The sequence below is a fragment of the Terrabacter sp. Root181 genome (assembly GCF_001428505.1).
In the GTDB taxonomy this organism is placed as follows: Bacteria; Actinomycetota; Actinomycetes; order Actinomycetales; family Dermatophilaceae; genus Terrabacter.
The window spans coordinates 877,241-895,550 of the sequence record NZ_LMHU01000001.1; the positions used below are offsets into that span (position 1 = coordinate 877,241).

General features: G+C 73.5%; 16 protein-coding genes. 12 read left to right on the forward strand and 4 right to left on the reverse strand.

Going from position 1 to position 18,310, the window contains the following annotated elements:
* Positions 1 to 7 precede the first annotated feature (7 nt).
* Together ASD90_RS04055 and ASD90_RS04060 are read left to right on the forward strand one after the other, a co-directional pair.
* A complete protein-coding gene (locus tag ASD90_RS04055) occupies positions 8 to 457 on the forward strand; it encodes an ATP-binding protein (protein WP_056751952.1) in 450 nt (149 codons plus the stop codon).
* Between the two features lie 12 nt (positions 458 to 469).
* A complete protein-coding gene (locus tag ASD90_RS04060) occupies positions 470 to 2,872 on the forward strand; it encodes a beta-glucosidase (protein WP_056751955.1) in 2,403 nt (800 codons plus the stop codon).
* A 27-nt stretch (positions 2,873 to 2,899) separates the two neighbouring features.
* Here ASD90_RS04060 and ASD90_RS04065 read toward each other — a convergent pair whose 3' ends face one another.
* The 4 genes from ASD90_RS04065 to ASD90_RS23335 form a co-directional block, all read right to left on the reverse strand.
* Complete coding sequence (locus tag ASD90_RS04065) at positions 2,900 to 4,087, reverse strand: hypothetical protein (RefSeq protein WP_056751958.1); 1,188 nt, start codon at positions 4,085 to 4,087, stop codon at positions 2,900 to 2,902.
* Positions 4,088 to 4,183: 96 nt separating this feature from the next.
* Entirely contained in the window at positions 4,184 to 4,573 is a 390-nt protein-coding gene (locus ASD90_RS04070) for a hypothetical protein (RefSeq protein ID WP_056751963.1), read from the reverse strand.
* A gap of 96 nt (positions 4,574 to 4,669) precedes the next feature.
* The gene (locus tag ASD90_RS22820) at positions 4,670 to 6,376 is read right to left on the reverse strand and encodes a CDP-alcohol phosphatidyltransferase (RefSeq protein ID WP_235506376.1); all 1,707 of its coding nucleotides are present in this window, start codon (positions 6,374 to 6,376) and stop codon (positions 4,670 to 4,672) included.
* The gene (locus ASD90_RS23335; RefSeq protein WP_235506377.1) at positions 6,373 to 7,155 is read right to left on the reverse strand and encodes a CDP-alcohol phosphatidyltransferase family protein; all 783 of its coding nucleotides are present in this window, start codon (positions 7,153 to 7,155) and stop codon (positions 6,373 to 6,375) included. Before ASD90_RS23335 ends, ASD90_RS22820 begins: the two co-directional genes overlap by 4 nt.
* Positions 7,156 to 7,247: 92 nt before the next feature.
* Here ASD90_RS23335 and ASD90_RS04085 point away from each other — a divergent pair, with 92 nt between their 5' ends.
* The 10 genes from ASD90_RS04085 (at position 7,248) to guaD (ending at position 18,299) form a co-directional block, all read left to right on the forward strand.
* Entirely contained in the window at positions 7,248 to 8,240 is a 993-nt protein-coding gene (locus ASD90_RS04085; protein WP_056751968.1) for a zinc-binding alcohol dehydrogenase, read from the forward strand.
* 12 nt (positions 8,241 to 8,252) lie between these two features.
* Positions 8,253 to 8,651, forward strand: a complete 399-nt coding sequence (locus tag ASD90_RS04090; protein WP_056751973.1) for a 6-carboxytetrahydropterin synthase — start codon at positions 8,253 to 8,255, stop codon at positions 8,649 to 8,651.
* Positions 8,652 to 8,761: 110 nt separating this feature from the next.
* Positions 8,762 to 9,700 (forward strand): glycosyltransferase family 4 protein, encoded by a 939-nt coding sequence (locus ASD90_RS04095; protein WP_235506378.1) that lies wholly within the window; start codon positions 8,762 to 8,764, stop codon positions 9,698 to 9,700.
* An 83-nt stretch (positions 9,701 to 9,783) separates the two neighbouring features.
* Positions 9,784 to 10,794, forward strand: coding sequence for a lysylphosphatidylglycerol synthase transmembrane domain-containing protein (locus ASD90_RS04100; protein WP_056751976.1), 1,011 nt, complete (start codon positions 9,784 to 9,786; stop codon positions 10,792 to 10,794).
* Complete coding sequence (locus tag ASD90_RS04105; RefSeq protein ID WP_082588463.1) at positions 10,787 to 11,482, forward strand: dihydrofolate reductase family protein; 696 nt, start codon at positions 10,787 to 10,789, stop codon at positions 11,480 to 11,482. Before ASD90_RS04100 ends, ASD90_RS04105 begins: the two co-directional genes overlap by 8 nt.
* The gene (gene ribA, locus ASD90_RS04110) at positions 11,479 to 12,156 is read left to right on the forward strand and encodes a GTP cyclohydrolase II (protein WP_056751979.1); all 678 of its coding nucleotides are present in this window, start codon (positions 11,479 to 11,481) and stop codon (positions 12,154 to 12,156) included. The genes ASD90_RS04105 and ribA overlap by 4 nt, the downstream gene beginning before the upstream one ends.
* 54 nt (positions 12,157 to 12,210) lie before the next feature.
* On the forward strand, positions 12,211 to 13,677 hold the full coding sequence (locus tag ASD90_RS04115; protein WP_056751982.1) for a xanthine dehydrogenase small subunit: 1,467 nt from the start codon (positions 12,211 to 12,213) through the stop codon (positions 13,675 to 13,677).
* Positions 13,674 to 16,157, forward strand: coding sequence for a xanthine dehydrogenase molybdopterin binding subunit (gene xdhB / locus ASD90_RS04120; protein ID WP_056751985.1), 2,484 nt, complete (start codon positions 13,674 to 13,676; stop codon positions 16,155 to 16,157). Before ASD90_RS04115 ends, xdhB begins: the two co-directional genes overlap by 4 nt.
* A 1-nt stretch (position 16,158) precedes the next feature.
* Positions 16,159 to 16,992 (forward strand): xanthine dehydrogenase accessory protein XdhC, encoded by an 834-nt coding sequence (gene xdhC / locus ASD90_RS04125; protein WP_056751988.1) that lies wholly within the window; start codon positions 16,159 to 16,161, stop codon positions 16,990 to 16,992.
* On the forward strand, positions 16,989 to 18,299 hold the full coding sequence (guaD, locus tag ASD90_RS04130; protein WP_056751991.1) for a guanine deaminase: 1,311 nt from the start codon (positions 16,989 to 16,991) through the stop codon (positions 18,297 to 18,299). The genes xdhC and guaD overlap by 4 nt, the downstream gene beginning before the upstream one ends.
* Positions 18,300 to 18,310 lie beyond the last annotated feature (11 nt).

Consider the following 18,310-nt stretch of genomic DNA (forward strand, 5'->3'; position numbering starts at 1 on the left):
CGCGGAGATGGCTGCAGCCCGTGCTGCGCGTCGGCTGGAGCACGTCGAGCTGCTCCGGCAGGAGCCCGACGGCAACGGCGACCGGTCACTCGGGGTCATCGAGCGCAACACCGAGCCGCTGCAGAGCCTCACCGACGACCGGCTGACCCTCTCGCGGGTCAGCGACCCCGACCGGGGCCATGCCCGAGGCCGACGTCGACCTCGAGGAGCGGCTGCCGCTCGTCCGTGGCAGCGCCGGGGACCTGGAGCGGGTCGTGCAGAACCTCGTCAGCAACGCCGTGAAGCGGAGTTCTTCCGCGGGACCAACCCGCAGGCCCTCCAGGTTCCGGGCACCGGTCTCGGCCTCAGCATCGCGCAGCGTGTCGTGACGAGGCACGGTGGGCGGATCGACGTCGAGTCCGAGCTCGGCCGGGGGACGAGCATCAGGCTCCTGCTACCGGCTCACGGACGCGCCTGAGAGGCTGGTCCCATGACCGACGACACCGACCTGGACGCCCGCATCACCGCGCTCGACCTGGAGGCCAAGGTGCGCCTGCTGACCGGCGCCACGATGTTCACGCTGCAGGGCGACGACTCCATCGGCCTCGGCACGATGGCCTTCTCCGACGGGCCGACCGGAGTTCGTGGTCTCGAGTTCGTCGGTGGTGACGAGGTGGCGCTGATGCCCAACGCCACCCTCATCGCCTCCGCGTGGGACGAGGACCTCGCCCACGAGGTCGGCCAGGTGCTGGCCGAGGAGGCGGAGCGACAGCACATCCACGTCGTGCTCGGCCCGACCATCAACCTGCACCGCTCGCCCCTCGGGGGCCGTCTCTTCGAGGCGTACTCGGAGGACCCGCTGCTCACTGGACGGCTCGCTGCGGCATACGTGAAAGGCTTGCAGGGCAACGGTATCGGCGCGTGTCTCAAGCATCTCGTGGCCAACGAGTCCGAGACGGAACGACACACGGTCAACAGCGTCGTGGACGAGTCGACGCTCCGCGAGCTCTACCTGCTGCCTTTCGAGATCGCCGTCGAGGACTCCCACCCCTGGTCGATCATGGCCGCCTACAACGACGTCAACGGCGTGCCCGCGACCGAGCAGGACGCCGTCAACAACGGCATCGTCAAGGGGGAGTGGGGCTGGGACGGCCTCCTCATGTCCGACTGGTTCGCCACGAAGTCGGCCGCCGCGGCCGCCAACGGTGGCCTCGACCTCGTCATGCCCGGGCCCGACGGGCCTTGGGGCGCAGCGCTCGTCGCCGCCGTCGAGAGCGGCGACGTGGACGAGTCCACCATCGACGACCACCTTCGCCGGCTGCTCCGACTCGCAGGTCGGGTCGGGGCCCTCGACGGTGGCCGCGCGTGGTCGACGGACTGCCCGCCGCCGACCGACCCCGTGCGCCGGCAGCAGCTCGAGAGGCTCGCTGCGCGAGGGATGACGGTCGTGCGGAACGACGGCAGCCTGCCCCTGGACAGGGCGACACGGGTCGCGCTGATCGGGCGACACGCGACCCGGACCATCGACATGGGTGGCGGCTCCGCCCAGGTGAGGCCGCCGCATCAGATCAGCGTGGCCGAGGCGCTGGCGGCCCGCCTCGCCGACGTCGACGTCGTCGACGGCGTCGAGGTGCGATCGCGTCCTGTGCCGGCCGACCTCGACGTCGTGACCGACCCCCAGGGCGGCGCGGCGGGCATCCACTTCACCGCGACGACCGCCGACGGCGTGGTCGTCGTCGACCGCCACGTCGATGACGCGACGGTCTCGTTCGGCTTCGACGACGGGTTGCCCGAGGTCCCGGCCGTGATCCGGCTCGAGGCGGTCGTCGCGGGCAACGGGCCCCGCGAGGTCGGCGTCGTGGGCGTCGGCGCGTGGACGGTGCGCGTCGACGGCGTCGCGCATGACGTCACGCTCGGTCTGTCGAGCGGCGACGTCGGCGAGGCGCTCCTGACCCCGCCCGGCTGGACGACGGTCGTCGACTCCGCCGGCCCGGTCGAGCTGGTGGCCGAACGACGGTCGACCGGCGCGCCGTTCGGCCGGCTCTCTGTCGTGGCCCGCCAGGCGCCGCGCCCGGCCAGCGACGTCATTGCCGACGCGGCGGCCGCTGCGGCGGCGGCCGAGGTCGCGGTGGTCGTCGTGGGACTGACCGAGGAGCAGGAGACCGAGGCCGTCGACAAGACCACGCTTGCCCTCCCGGGACGTCAGGACGACCTCGTCGCCGCCGTCGCGGCGGTGGCGAGTCGGACCGTCGTGGTCGTCAACGCAGCCACCCCCGTGCTGATGCCGTGGTTCGGCGAGGTGGACGCCGTCCTCGTCGCCGGCATCCCGGGTCAGGAGGGCGGTCATGCCGTGGCCTCGGCCCTGGTCGGTGACATCGAGCCCTCGGGGCGGCTCGTCACGTCCTACCCCGCGGCCGACGGCGCCTCTCCGGCATGGGGCGTCACCCCGGTCGACGGGGCGGTGGAGTACGCCGAGGGCCCCTTCGTCGGGTACCGCGGACACCACGCGGGCCGGGCTCCCGCACCGACCCTCTGGTTCGGCCACGGCCTGGGATACGGGGCGTGGGACTACTCCGACGTCGCCGTGTCCTCCACCGAGGACGCCGCTGTCGTGGTCTCGGCGACCGTCACCAACACCTCGGACCGCACCTCCCGCGAGGTCGTGCAGGTCTACCTCGAGCCCGGCGACCCCACCCAGCCGGTGCGACTCGTCGGCTGGTCCGCCGTCGAGGTCGACTCCGGTGCCAGCGCGACCGTGGACGTGCGGTGCGACGAACGGATGTGGCGTCGCTGGGACGCCACCTCGGGATCCTGGGCTCGCCTCGAGGGCGGGGGGACCGTGCTCGTCGCGCGCGGTCTCGGGGACGTCAGAGCCCGCCTGCCATGGCGCTGAGCCTGGTCGAGGAAGGGTCCTCCGGCGTCATGGTCCCCCGGCCGAGCCGCTGACCTGGGCCGCGCCCCGACCGGCGAGGGCCGCGACGATCAGCGCCAGGCCGGCGACGACGGCGAGCAGGATCGTCCAGCCGGTGCCGAGATCGCCGGCGAAGACCACGACGAGGACGCAGAGGACGGCGACCCCGATGGCGACCGGGATCGCGAGGGGCGTGCCGGCGGCGCGGTCCATCCCGCCCCGCGCACCGTCCCAGCCGGCGACGGCCAGTGACCGCACCCGGCGGGCCCCGCGCGACGGGCCCACGACGAGCGCGACGAGCACCATCACGAGGAAGAAGGCGACGACGACGCGCACCATCTGGCGCAGCCCTTCGGTGAGGGTGTCGATGATGGAGACCGCGGCTGCGGAGGCCCCGGGCGGCAGGCTGCTCGCCACGTGCGAGCGGGCGAACGACAGCCCCAGCACGAGCACGACGCAGGCGACGGCGGCACCGAGCCCCACGCGTACCAGTGCTCGTCGGCGGTCGCGTGCCATCGCGACCCCGCCCGCGATGAACGCGATGGCCAGCAGCGGCAGCGCGACTCCGCCGACGCGCAGGGCGTTGTAGGCGGTACGCGCGGTGTCGAGGTCGCTGCTGGGCAGCAGGGGGACCGAGACGGTGATCGGCGGCAGCTTGTCGACGAGCGGGACCCCTGCGGCGACGAGACGCTGCTCGATGGGCTCGACGATGTTGCCGATGTCGATGCTGACGTCGGTCCCGTTGTCGACGATGGCGCCGTCGGGTGACCGCGAGAGCACGGCGACGAGCTGGGCGTGCGAGACCTGGTTGGCGGCGACCCAGACCGTGGCGAACTGGTCGCTCCCGACGACGGCGGTGACGACACGGCGCACGACCTGCTCGACCTGGGCCGCGAGGGGAGCTTTGAGCAGCCCGAGTGCTCGTGCTGCGACCGGTCGGCCTCCGGCCTCGAGCGCCTCCAGGGCTCGGTCGACCAGGTGCTGGTCGCTGATGGCGACCAGGACGCGTGCCGTCGCACGGTCCTCGACGAACGCGGTCACGGCCGGGTCGGTGGCGAGCGGTGTCACGGTCTCGACCCAGTTGTCGGTGTCGGTCACCGTCGTGCGCAGCCACGTCGCCGTCACCCCGACGGGCACGAGCACGACGCCGATGACGATGAGCACGGCTGCCAGCACCGAGCGCAGGCGTGCAGGCATGTCGACCTCCGGGACTCTCGCGATGCAGGCGTCAGGCCTGTCTGTCGAGCGTCCCGTGGCGCCGACCCCGCACGCATCCCCCGATGCGGGTGAGCCTCAGGCCGGGTGGCGCTTGGCCGGGCGGGCCAGCTGCGGGGTCACCGATCGACCGCGCAGCAGCAGGAGGCCGCCCACGACGATGCAGACGACCTCGGCCACGGCCGCCGTCCAGACCGATCCGCCCGCCCAGACGGTGTGCACGCCGAGCAGCCCGACGGTGGAGGCGATGATGAAGGCCCCGAGCGTCGCGGCCCCGAAACCGGCGGTGAGGAAGGCGGGCACCCAGTGCTCCCAGCGGAGCAGCAGGATCGCGATGACCACACCGGCGACGACGTTGATGAGGAACATCGGCCCAACGGTCTGGTTGCGCACCCCGTCGAACCACAGGTAGAGGTGCACTCCGGCGGAGACGAGCAACGCCACCGCTCCCACGCCTCGGAGTCTCATGATGCGCTCCTGTCGTCCGGGTCGCGCCGCGGCGTCCCGTTGGCGTCGCGGTGTTGGACTCCCTTCCCCTGAAGACGTCTCGACGGGGGGAGAGGTTCAGCCTCCGGCGCCGGGCCCGTAGGCGGTGAGGAAACGGTCGCGGAAGCGGTCCATCGGCCAGACCGGCGCGGTGGGGCCGGGCCGCAGCCCGTCCTGCCAGCCCCACCTGGAGATGCGGTCGAGCACGGCCGGGTCCCGGGAGACGATGCTGACGGGCACGTCGTGCCCGGCGTGGTCACCGGAGACGATGCTGACCGGCTGGTGGTCGCCCAGCACGACGACGACGAGGTCGTCGTCGTGGGTCCCGCGCAGGAACGACACGACGCTGTCGAGGGAGTAGGCGACGGTCTGGCCGTATGCCGTCCGCACCCCGGCGGTGCTGCTCCACACGGCGTCGCGTGGCCGGGCCTGTCCGGCTTGGGCGAGGAAGGTGGAGCCGTCGCCGACGGCGGCCCAGTCGACGAGCCGGGGCAGCGGGGCCCACGGGACGTGGCTCGTCACGAGGTCGATCTCGGCCATGACGGGAGGGCGGCCGCCCGGTGGGCGACTCTCGAGCTCCAGCCGGTCGAAGGCCGACAGGGTGTACTGGTCGGGCATGGGTGCGTAGCCGAAGCCCGGCCCGGCATAGCCCAGGGTGCGCGCGTCGTAGACGGCGTCGTAGCCGTAGAAGGCCTTGCCCTCGGGCCAGTCGTGGCGGTTGGCCGGGATGACGTCGACGGTGCGCCAACCGGCGCGTGAGAAGGCCTCGGCCAGGGTGAGGCGTCGGGAGGCCGACGTGGCGGTGTCGAGCAGCTGGTCGTAGCGCTGCTGGCTGCTCACCCAGAGGCCCGACTGGAGGGTCGAGTGGGCGAGCCAGCTGATCCCGCCGAACGTCGGGGACGTGAGCCAGGCGCTGCGCGTCGTGTAGCCGGAGGCCTCGAGCCCGCTCGTCCCGGCTGCGAGCGCCCTTGCCACGTCAGGGCTCTCGTCGACGGCGACCTTGCCGTAGCTCTCGACGAAGACGACGACGACGTCCTTGCCGCGCAGCGCGGTCAGCAGGTCGCCCGGAGGGGTGTCGTGGAACGGGTCGACGGCGATCTGGGCGGCGAAGACGTCCTGGTCGTGCAGGCCGTCGCGCACGGACGTGATCTCGCGGGCGGCGAGGGCCACGGTGCTCGACGAGGCCACGGGCAGGTCGGTGGTGGCACCGAGTCCCAAAGAGGCGCAGACGAGCCAGGCGACGGTCGCGGCCCCGAGGGCTCGCAGCGCGCCCGTGCGGTGCCGGTCGACGAGCAGCCCGACCCGTCGCACGGCCAGCGGGGTCAGGGCGACCAGCGCGATCAGGACCAGCCCGGCCGCGACGGCGGCCAGCACCGCGGTCACGGGACCGGTCGACTCGCCGAGGAGGTCGGTGGCGGAGCCGGCGTAGCGCCAGTCGGTCAGCGGGTTGAACGCCCGGTAGAGCGTGGCGAGGAAGGCCGCGTCGAGGACCCGCACGACGAGGAGTACTCCGAGGACGAGCCCGACGACGATCGCGAACCACCGCGCGGCGGTTCCGCGCAGGGCGAGGAGTACGGCGACGAGGAGCAGGGCCTCGACGGGGACACGCAGGAGCGCGAGCGGCGTCGGCGTCCAGCCCACCGCCGGGTTCGGTGCCACGAGCGCCACCCACACGAGCAGGACCGCGAGCCCGGTCAGGGCGTGGCCGGCCGCTCGTCGCGTCGTCGCGCGACTGATGCGCGGGGTGGGCGCCGTGTGCGTCGTGCGCGTCGTCGGCGCGGTCACGGCAGCACGCGCGCGTCGACGGCGCTCGGCCCGACGCCCGGCCAGGCAGCGAGGGTCTCGACCTCCGTCGGCCGGGGCAGCGACAGCCGCCGCAGCGTCACGATCTCGGTGCCGAACGAGACGGCGAGCAGTCCCAGCCCGGTGCCGACAGCGAGCGAGGCGACGGCCGCCGGGAGGATGCCGGCAGCGGCCACCGTGAGCACGATGCCCTGGTAGGCCGCGACGACCTTGCGCCAGAGCAGCGCCGGGACCTGCCCACGCAGCCACGGCGCCCAGCGCGCGGCGAGGGCGACGAGCAGCAGGAGGTAACGGGCCGCCCCGACGCCCATCACCCACCACCCGAGGTCCCGCGCGACGTATGCGCTGAGGACGAGGATGAGGAAGGCGTCGGTCTCCATGTCGAAGCGGGCTCCGAGGGGGTGCACGGTGCCGGTGCGGCGCGCGACGCGGCCGTCCACGGCGTCGAGGACGAGGGCGACCGCGGCCAGGGCCACCAGGACGCCGGTGGTCTCGTGGGTGCCGGCGGGTTGAGCGACGGTGTCCGCGACCAGAGCCGCGACGCCGCACACGAGGACCGCCCGAGACAGGGTGACCCGGTCGGCGGGCAGGAGGCGAGGACGCGAGGCGCGGACGAGCCCGGCACCGAGCAGGACGCACAGCGCCACGCCGCACGCCAGGCCGACGGCCCAGCCGACGGCACCCAAATCGCCGCCCCGGTCCAGGACGGCGAGCAGGGTCAGCACGCCGACGAGCCCGAGGAACGGGCCGTGAGGGGTCACGTGACGCACTGCGCCTCCACCGTGCTTGAGAGGTTTCATCCAAGGACGCCGTCGTCACCGTCGGAGTTCACGGACAGCCCTAGTCTGGTCGCGTGTCCACCGATGCGCGGGCGTTCTGGGTGGTCGAGCCCGGCAGGGGCGAGATCCGGCCGGTCACCGTGCCCGCACCCGGTTCCGGCGAGGTGCTCGTGCGGGCGCTGCACTCGGGGGTGAGCCGTGGCACCGAGACCATCGTCTTCCGTGGCGCCGTGCCCGAGGACCAGTACGCCGTCATGCGCGCCCCGCACCAGGAGGGCGACTTCCCCGGTCCGGTGAAGTACGGCTACCTCGGTGTCGGCGTCGTCGACGAGGGGCCTTCGGCGCTCCTCGGGCGGACGGTCTTCTGCCTGCACCCGCACCAGACGGCATACGTCGTGCCGGTCGAGTCGGTGGTCGTCGTGCCCGACGACGTGCCGGCACGGCGGGCCGTGCTCGCGGGCACGGTCGAGACGGCCGTCAACGCGCTCTGGGACGCCGCCCCCCGAATCGGTGACCGGGTGGCCGTCGTCGGGGCGGGGATGGTCGGATGCTGCGTCGCGCGCCTGCTCGCCGCGATCCCCGGCTGCCGGGTGACCCTCGTCGACGTGGACCCGGCCCGCGAGCCGGTGGCCGCGCGTCTCGGTGTCGCCTTCGCGCGACCCGACGACCTCGCGGACGCGCACGGAGACCACGACCTCGTCGTCCACACCAGCGCGACGGGCGCGGGGCTCCAGCTCTCGCTCGACCTCCTCGCGCCGGAGGCGACCGTGCTCGACCTCAGCTGGTACGGCGACACGCGGGTCGGGCTGTCGCTCGGTGGGTCGTTCCACTCGTCGCGGCTCCGCATCCGTGCCAGTCAGGTCGGTTCCGTTGCGGCAGCGCGGCGCTCGCGCTACTCGTATGCCGAGCGCCTGACGCTCGCCGTCGGCCTCCTGCGCGATCCCGCCTTCGATGCCCTGCTGACCGGTGACTCGCCGTTCGAGGAGCTGCCCGCCCTCATGCCTCGTCTCGCGGACGGCACCCTGCCGGCCATCTGCCACACCATCTCCTACCGACCCACCGACTGAAGCGGGGAGCCGATGTTCAGCGTGACCGTCCGGGACCACATGATGATCGCGCACAGCTTCCGCGGGGAGGTGTTCGGCCCGGCCCAGCGGCTGCACGGGGCGACGTTCGTCGTCGACGTGACCTTCCGTGGACCCGAGCTCGACCGCGATGACATCCTCGTCGACATCGGCCTGGCGACCCGGCACGTCCGCGAGGTCGTCGGTGCCCTCGGCTACCGCAACCTCGACGACGATCCGGACTTCGCGGGCGTCAACACCTCGACCGAGGTGCTGGCCCGCACGATCGCCGAGCGGGTCGCGGACCGGGTGCGCGCCGGCGACCTCGGCGGCGCCACCGACCAGGTGACCGGGCTCGTCGTGACGCTCCACGAGTCGCACGTCGCGTGGGCGAGCTACGAGTGCGACCTCTGAGCGAGGTCCACGCGGTCGTCCCGGACGGGATCGACGACCCCACCCGCCCGAGCGGGGGAAACACCTACGACCGCAGGGTGATCGACGGGTTGAGGACCGCGGGCCGGGTGGTGACCGAGCATGCGGTGCCCGGAGCCTGGCCGCGACCGGACGCGGCGGCTCTGGCGCGTCTGGCCGAGGTCGTCGATGCGGTCCCCGCGGACGCCGTGCTGCTCGTCGACGGTCTCGTCGCGTGCGCCGCCGACGAGGTCCTCGTGCCGGCGGCGGACCGCGTCCGTCTCGTCGTGCTCGTGCACCTGCCGCTCGGGTCGGCCGACGCCGCAGCGGCCGCGGGGGAGCAGCGGGTGCTCTCGGTGGCGACGGCCGTCGTCACGACGAGTGCCTGGACGCGAGACGTGCTGCTCGACGCGTACGCCCTCCCTCCCGGGCTCGTGCACGTCGCCCGACCCGGGGTCGACCGTGCGCCCCTGGCCGCGGGCTCGCGCGACGGCGGGCGCCTGTTGTGCGTCGGTGCCGTGACCGCGCTCAAGGGGCAGGCCGAGCTCGTGGTGGCGCTCGCCCTCGTGCGCGACCTGACGTGGTCGTGCGTCCTGGCCGGCGCACTCACGCGTGAGCCGGCGCTCGTCCACGGACTGCGTCGACGGCTCGCGGCGTCGGGGCTCACCGATCGCGTGCGCCTCGTGGGCCCCCTCGGTGGCGCGGACCTCGAGGAGGCGTATGCCGCCGCCGACCTCCTCGTGCTGCCCTCCCTCGTCGAGACGTACGGGATGGTCGTGACCGAGGCCCTCGCTCGTGGTGTCCCGGTGCTGGCCTCTCACGTCGGCGGGGTGTCCGAGGCGCTCGGGGAGGCCGGCGACGGCCCGCCGGGCCTGCTCGTGCCGGCCGGTCGTCCCGGCGCGCTGGCGGCCGCCCTCCGGTCCTGGCTGACCGACGGCGACCTGCGTGAGCGGTTGCGACGACGGGCGGTCGCGCGATGCGAGACCCTTGTGCCGTGGTCGGACACGGTGGACCACGTCTCGGCCGTGCTCGACGGGGTACGGGCCGGCTGAACCCGATCGTCGACACGGACGTCGTCACCATCAGGGGGTCCCGGGCAGACCCCCGGCAGACCCGGGCAGAAAGGGCGGAGGAGATGCGACCCGACCGATCCTGGCTGCGCCCCGTCGCGGGGCTCGCGATCCTCGGTGTCCTCGTATGGCGCATCGGTGGCGAGGCCTTCGTCGACGGACTGCGCCATGTCGACGCGTGGTCGGTCGCCGCCGCGGCTGCGATCGCGGTCGTGACGACCGTGTGCGGGGCCTGGCGGTGGGTCCTCGTTTCGCGGGGGCTCGGGACCGAGCTGTCCCTGCGCTCGGCCGTCGCAGCGTGCTACCGGTCGCAGTTCCTCAACGTGACCCTCCCCGGCGGGGTGCTCGGCGACGTGCACCGCGGTGTGCGCCACGGCCGCCGGGGCGGCGACCTGGGCCGCGGGCTGCGGTCCGTCGTGTGGGAGCGGGCGGCGGGTCAGGTCGTCCTCGTCGTGCTGACCGTCGGTGCCGTGCTGCTCCTGCCGTCGCCGGTGTCGTCGCTGCCGGAGGGCGAATCGCCTCTTCCGACAGTGCTTCTCGTCGCTGCCGCACTAGCGGTCGTCGCCGCCCTGGCCGTCGTGGTGGCGCGAGGGCGCCGTGTGTCGGGGAAGCGCCCGACGGTTCGAGTCGCTCGCGACGCGCGGGTCCCGCGGGTCTCGCGGGCCGGGCAGGTCGCGGTGGCCGACCTGCGAGCGGGACTGCTGGGACGGCATACGTGGCCGGGAGTCGTCGCGGTCTCCACGGTCGTCGTCGTCGGACACGTGGCGACCTTCGTGCTCGCAGCCAGGAGCGCCGGGGTCACCGCGTCGGTGGGCGACCTGGTGCCGCTTGCACTCGTGGTGCTCGTCGCGATGGCCGTGCCCCTCAACGTCGCCGGGTGGGGACCCCGTGAAGGGGTCGCGGCGTGGGCGTTCGGGGTCGCCGGCCTCGGGGTCGCCGGGGGAGTGGGGACCGCCGTCGTCTACGGCGTCATGTCGTTCGTCGCCGCCCTCCCCGGCGCGGCGCTGCTCGTCACCTCGCGGCGCGAGACCCACCGCGCCACGGGCGTCGCTGCGGAAGGAGCTGTCAGTGGCTGACCGTCCGTACACCCTGCTCAGCTGCGGCATGTCGATCGACGGCTACCTCAGTGCCGGCACCTCGACCCGCCTCATGCTGTCCAACGACGCCGACTTCGACCGCGTCGACGGCGAGCGGGCCGCCAGCGACGCGATCCTCGTGGGCGCGAGCACGATCCGCCACGACAACCCGCGCCTGCTCGTCCGCTCGGCCGAGCGCCGCGCCGCGCGCGTGGCCCGCGGGCTCACCCCGTCGCCCACGAAGGTGACGGTTACGAGGCGTGCCGAGCTCGACTGTGCCGCAAGCTTCTTCGCGGCCGACGGTGCCGACAAGCTCGTCTACTGCCCGACCGACGTGGTGCCCGAGGCCCGCGAGCGGCTCGGCGCCGCAGCGGCCGTCGTCGACGCCGGCCGTCCGGCGACGATGCGCCGGGTCTGCGAGGACCTCGGCGACCGCGGCGTGCAGCGGCTCATGGTCGAGGGCGGTGGGACCGTGCACACCCAGCTGCTCACCGACGACCTCGCCGACGAGCTCCAGCTCGTCGTGGCGCCCTTCTTCGTCGGGGACTCGGCCGCGTGCCGGTTCGTCGGGGACGGGCGCTATCCGTGGAACGCCGGCCGTCGCGCGACCCTCGCCGAGGTGCGCCAGATCGGCGACGTGGTCCTGCTGAGGTATGCGTTGTCGCCGCGTTTCCGGGAGGGCGCATGACCTCCGCGGCGCCGGACCCCACCCCGGCGACACCTCCCCCGGCCCGGATCCGCACCCACGTGCTCGTGCCGGTCGGGTTCGCCGACGGCTTCGAGACGACGGCGCGCGTCTTCACCTTCGACGGCCTCGCCGACGGGCGCGAGCACCTCGCGCTGGGTCTCGGCGACCGCGCCGCGTCCCCGGGCGCCGGCGCGTGTGACCGCGACCCGACGCCCACGCGGCTGCACAGCGAGTGCCTGACCGGCGACGTCTTCGGCAGCCGGCGGTGTGACTGCGGCGCCCAGCTGCGCGAGTCCGTCGAGCGCCTCGACGCAAGCGGTGGGTTCCTGCTCTACCTGCGGCAGGAGGGGCGCGGCATCGGCCTCTATCCCAAGCTCGACGCGTACGTGCTCCAGGACGCGGGGCTCGACACCTACGAGGCGAACGTCGCGCTCGGCTACGGCGAGGACGAGCGGGACTACACCGTGGCCGCCCAGATGCTCGGCGCGCTCGGGGTCAGCCGGGTCGCCCTGCTCAGCAACAACCCCGACAAGGCCGAGCAGCTGCGGGCCCTCGGGGTCACGGTGGTCCGCCGCGTGCCGACGGGGGTCCACCTCTCCGACGCGAACGCCCACTACCTCGCGACGAAGGTCGTGCGCGGCGCGCACACCCTCGACCTGCGCGTCCAGCCCTGATTGACCGCGGCGCCCGGCGGTGCATCATGGGTCAGTGGACGACGGGACTTTCGGATGACGCCGGAGCAGCCTCTCTCGGTGACGGTCAACGGCGCCGAGCTCGACCTGGCGGGCACCGACCCTGCGACCAATGCCCTCGACTGGCTGCGAGGGCAGGGGCTCACCGGGGCCAAGGAGGGGTGCGCCGAGGGAGAGTGCGGCGCCTGCGCGGTCCTCGTGGCCCGCCCCGACGGTGGGTCGGGCACCGAGTGGACGGCCGTCAATGCCTGTCTCCTGCCGGCCGCCTCGTTGGACGGCCAGGAGGTCGTCACGGCCGAGGGACTGGGGACGCCGGGGCACCTGCACCCGGTGCAGCACGAGATGGCGGTGCGAGGCGGGTCGCAGTGCGGCTACTGCACGCCCGGTTTCGTCTGCTCCATGGCTGCCGAGTACTACCGCGCCGACCGGCAGGACGACGGTGCCCGTGTGGGCGGGGACGCGGACAGGCACGAGTCGGGGCCCAACGGGTTCCGTCTCGGAGCGCTCTCAGGCAACCTGTGCCGGTGCACCGGCTACCGGCCCATCCGGGACGCGGCCTTCGCGCTCGAGTCCCCGGCAGCCGACGACAGGCTCGCCGCGCGGCGCTCGGACGCGCCGCCACCTCCGGTCGGGACCCGGCTCTCGGGGGCGACCGGCACGTATGCCCGTGCGGCCGACCTCGACGAGGCGCTCGACCTGCTCGCGGGCCATCCGGGCGCGGCGGTCGTCGCCGGCTCGACCGACTGGGGCGTCGACGTGAATCTCCGTGGCACCCGAGCGCCGTTCGTCATCGGCATCGACCGTCTGCCCGAGCTGCGCCGCCTCGAGATCGGTGACGAGGCCGTCGAGATCGGCGCCGCGTTGACCCTCACCGAGGTGCAGCGCGAGCTGGCGGGGCGGATCCCCCTGCTCGACCAGGTGTTCCCCCAGTTCGGCTCCCGACTCATCCGCAACGGTGCGACCGTCGGCGGCAACCTCGGCACGGGCTCCCCGATCGGTGACCTGCCGCCCGCGCTGCTCGCGCTCGAGGCCGTCGTCGTGCTCGCGAGCCCCGACGGCGACCGCCAGGTGCCGCTCGCCGACTACTACACCGGCTACCGGCGGAGCGTGCGCCGGCCCGACGAGCTCATCCGTGCGGTGCGGATCCCCTTGCCGCTCAGCCCGACCACGGCCTTCCACAAGATCGCCAAGCGCCGCTACGACGACATCTCCAGCGTCGCCGTCGCCGTGGCCCTCGACGTCGTCGACGGCTCCGTCCGGAGGGCGCGCATCGGTCTCGGCGGCGTGGCAGCCACCCCCGTCAGGGCGCTCGCCACCGAAGCAGCCCTGGAGGGCCGGGCCTGGACCGCGGCGACGGTGCAGGCCGCCGCAGAGGTGATGCGGGGGGAGGGCACCCCGCTCGACGACCACCGGGCGAGCGCGGCCTACCGCAGCGCTGTGCTGGGCACCTCGCTCCTTCGCCTCCATGCGGACGAGCAGCCCGAGGACGGGGTGGGTGCATGACGTCCCTGTCCCGCCGGCCTGCCGATCCCGTTGTCGGACAGTCGATCCCGCATGAGTCCGCCGCCCTTCACGTCACGGGCACGGCGCTCTACACCGACGACCTCACGACGCGCACGCACGGTCTGCTCCACGCCCACCCCGTCCAGGCACCGCACGCCCACGCCCGCGTGACGCGGCTGGACCCCGTCCCCGCGCTCGCCGTCCCGGGCGTCGTGCGCGTCCTCACCGCCGCCGACGTGCCCGGCGTCAACGATGCCGGCGTCAAGCACGACGAGCCCCTCTTCCCGTCCGAGGTGATGTTCTTCGGGCACGCCGTGTGCTGGGTACTGGCCGACACCCTCGAGGCGGCCCGGCTCGGGGCGCTGGCCGTCGAGGTGGACTACGAGCCGCTGCCCTCGGTCGTCACCGTCCGCGAGGCGATCGAGGCAGGCAGCTTCCAGGGCGGCCAGCCCAGGCTCGAGCGCGGTGATGTCGACGAGGCCTTCGGCGCGGCCGAGCACGTGTTCAGCGGCGAGCTCGATCTCGCCGGCCAGGAGCACTTCTACCTCGAGACGCACTGCTCGCTCGCGCACGTCGACGAGAGCGGACAGGTCTTCGTCCAGAGCAGCACCCAGCACCCGACGGAGACCCAGCAGATCGTGGCGCACGTGCTGGGTCTGGCGAGCCACGGCGTCACGGTCCAGTGTCTGCGGATGGGAGGAGGCTTCGGTGGCAAGGAGATGCAGCCGCACGGCTACGCGGCCGTGGCCGCGCTGGGAGCCGTCCTGACCGGGCGGCCGGTGCGTCTGCGCCTCACCCGGACCCAGGACCTGACGATGACGGGCAAGCGACACGGCTTCCACGCCCAGTGGCGCGCCGCCTTCGACGGCGATGGCCGCATCCGCGCGCTCGACGCCACCCTGACCTCCGACGGCGGCTGGAGCCTCGACCTCTCCGAGCCCGTGCTGGCGCGGGCGCTCTGTCACGTCGACAACGCATACTGGATCCCCCACCTGCGGGTCGACGGACGGATCGCCCGGACCCACAAGACGTCCCAGACGGCGTTCCGCGGGTTCGGCGGACCCCAGGGGATGCTCGTCATCGAGGACGTCCTCGGCCGCTGCGCACCGCTGCTCGGGATCGACCCCGTGGAGCTGCGGCGGCTCAACTTCTACGCAGAGGGTCAGGACACGCCATACGGTCAGGTCGTCCGTCACCCCGAGCGGGCCGTCGCGTGCTGGGAGCAGGTGCTGACCACCGGCGAGATCGCGGAGCGCTCCGCGGCGATCGCCGCGTACAACACGTCCCACGAGCACACGAAGCGGGCCCTGGCCGTCACGCCGGTGAAGTTCGGGATCTCCTTCAACTTCACCGCCTTCAACCAGGCCGGGGCGCTCGTGCACGTCTACAAGGACGGCTCGGTCCTCGTCACGCACGGTGGGACCGAGATGGGCCAGGGCCTGCACACGAAGATGCTGCAGGTGGCTGCCACGTCGCTAGCCGTCCCCCTGTCGCTCGTCCGGCTGGCACCGACGCGCACCGACAAGGTGCCCAACACGTCCGCGACCGCAGCGAGCTCGGGAGCCGACCTCAACGGTGCAGCGGTCAAGGACGCCTGCGAGCAGATCCTGGGCCGGCTCCGCGCCGTGGCCGCTGCCCGGCTGGGCATCCCCGGCGAGGACGTGCGGTTCGAGGACGGGTGCGCGCGAGCGGCGCAGGGAGCGGCGTCGGAAGCGGGGTCGGGCGCAGCGGAGGTGGCTTGGGCCGATCTCGTGGGCGAGGCCTACTACCAACGGGTCCAGCTCTGGGCGGCCGGTTTCTACCGCACCGAGGGACTCCACTGGGACTCGACGAGAATGCACGGCTCGCCGTTCAAGTACTTCTCCTACGGCGCTGCGGCGGCCGAGGTCGAGGTCGACGGCTTCACCGGTGCCTACCGGCTGCGCCGGGTCGACATCGTGCACGACGTGGGTGACTCGCTCTCCCCACTCGTCGACCTCGGCCAGATCGAGGGCGGCTTCGTGCAGGGTGCGGGCTGGCTCACCCTCGAGGACCTCCGGTGGGACGAGTCCTCCGGCCCGGCACGCGGCCGGCTCGCCACGGCGTCGGCGAGCACCTACAAGCTGCCGAGCTTCTCCGAGATGCCCGACGTCTTTAACGTCGCACTGCTCGAGCGCGCCACCGAGGACGGTGTCGTCTACGGGTCCAAGGCCGTCGGGGAGCCCCCGCTCATGCTCGCCATCTCCGTCCGCGAGGCCCTGCGCCAGGCGGCCGCTGCGTTCGGGGCCGCGGGCACGCAGGTCGACCTCGCCTCGCCGGCGACACCCGAGGCGGTCTTCTGGGCCGTCCAGCAGGCGCGAGGAGCCGGCCAGCCACCGCACACGGTGGCGGTCGTACGGGGCGAGCTCCGGGGCGTGGGCGTCGCGCCCGAGCGTGCAGACCCCGCCGGGCACCCGCTGCGCCCGCACTCGGAGCAGGTCGCCGCCGGGAGGGGTGACTGACGTGCACTGGCTCTCGGCAGCCCAGCGGCTGCGTGCGGACCGGGTCCCCGGCGTGCTCGTGACGGTCGCGGCCGTCCGCGGCCACGCCCCGCGCGAGCCCGGCGCCAAGATGGTCGTCTCGCCCGACGACACGTGGGGCAGCATCGGCGGTGGCAACCTCGAGGCGACGGCCGTCGAGCGCGCCCGCGCGATGCTCGGGCGGGGGGAGTTCGCCCCCGAGCAGCTCGACCTGGCGCTCAACGAGCGAGCACCCGTCGAGCACGGCCAGCAGTGCTGCGGCGGCGAGGTGTCGGTGCTGCTCGAGCCACTGCCCGTCGTGCCCTCCGTGGCGATCTTCGGGATGGGTCACGTCGGCCCCGAGCTCGCTCGCATCCTGAGCCGTCACGACCTCGAGCTGCACCTCGTCGACGGACGCGCCGACCGCGTGGCCCCAGGACGACTCGCGGGGCTCGCCGACGCCGTGGCCGGCGTGCACCTCCACCACGCGCCCGTTCCGGAGCTCGTCCTCGGGCAGGTCCCGCGCGGCACTCACGTGCTCGTCATGACCCACGACCATGCCGAGGACATCGCCCTGTGCGATGCCGCCCTGAGGTGCTCGCACCTGGGCTCGATCGGCCTCATCGGGTCGTCGGCCAAGTGGCGCCGGTTCGAGCAACGCCTTGCATCAGAGGGCCATTCGGCGCAGGAGCTGAGCAGGATCACGACGCCGATCGGGGTGCCCGGGCTCACCGGCAAGAGCCCGGCCACCATCGCCGTGGCGGTCGCGGCCGACCTGTTGGCGCTCTTCGAGCGGGAGCGGCAGCTCGAGCGCCCGACGCCGGGCACCCGTCCGTGACGATCTTCCGGGCACGCGTGCTCGACACGCCGACGAGCCCCTTCGCGGGCGGAACGCTCCGGTCGCACGACGACTGCGGGCTGCTCGTCGAGGACGGCGTCATCACCGCGCGCGGCCCGTTCGACGTGGTGCGCGCGCAGTATCCCGACGCAACGGTCCTCGACCTGCGCGAGGGTCTGCTCCTCCCGGGGCTCGTCGACACGCACGTGCACTTCCCCCAGGTGCGCGTCATCGGTGGGCTCGGCCTGCCGCTGCTCGACTGGCTCGACCGCTACGCCCTGCCGGAGGAGATGCGGCTCGCCGATGTCGACCACGCCCGTGGCGTGGCCCGTGACTTCGTGGCGGGGCTCGTCGACGCCGGGACGACGACCGCGCTCGTCTTCGGCGCCCATCAGGCCCCGGCCGTCGACGCGATGTTCGAGGCGGCCGACCACTGGGGCCTGCGGGTCACGACCGGCCTCGTGACCTCGGACCGGCTGCTGCCCGAGCCGCTGCTCACGACCGCCGAGCGCGCCCACGCCGAGTCGCGCGACCTCGCGGCCCGCTGGCACGGCAAGGGCCGGCTGCGCTACGCGGTCACACCGCGCTTCTCCCTCTCGGCGAGCGAGGCGATCCTCGAGGCCTGTGCCGCCACCTTCGCCGAGGTGCCCGGGTCGCTCTTCACGTCGCACCTCAACGAGAACCATCACGAGATCAGCGAGGTCGCCGCGCTCTTCGACGGGGCCTCGTACGTCGACACCTACGACCGCTTCGGCCTCGTCACGTCGAGGTCCGTGCTGGCGCACGACGTCCACCCGACCGATGCCGAGCTGAGGACGCTCGCCCAGCGCGGCGCCGCCGTGGCGCACTGCCCCACGAGCAACGCGGCGCTGGGCAGCGGGCTCTTCCCGCTCCGTCGGCACGTCGAGGCGGGGGTGCGCGTCGCCCTCGGCTCGGACGTCGGCGCCGGCACCGGCTTCTCGCTGTTCAAGGAGGGACTGCAGGCGTACTTCGTCCAGCAGCTCCTCGGCCTGGACGGGATGCTGCTGACCTCGGCGCACCTGCTCTGGCTGAGCACCGGGGCGGGCGCCGACGCGCTCGGGCTCGGTCACGACGTGGGTGACCTGTCGGTCGGCAAGCAGTTCGACGCCGTCTGGGTGCTGCCCGAGCCCGGCGACCCGCTCGCCGTGGGACTCGACAACGCGTCGTCCCCCGACGACGCGCTGTCCAAGGTCTTCGCGCTGGGGACGACGTCCGACGTCGGCGGCGTGTGGGTCGGGGGCGAGCAGATCGCCGCCGGCCGGTGGCGGAGCCCACACCCCCGTTGACGTGCTCCCGC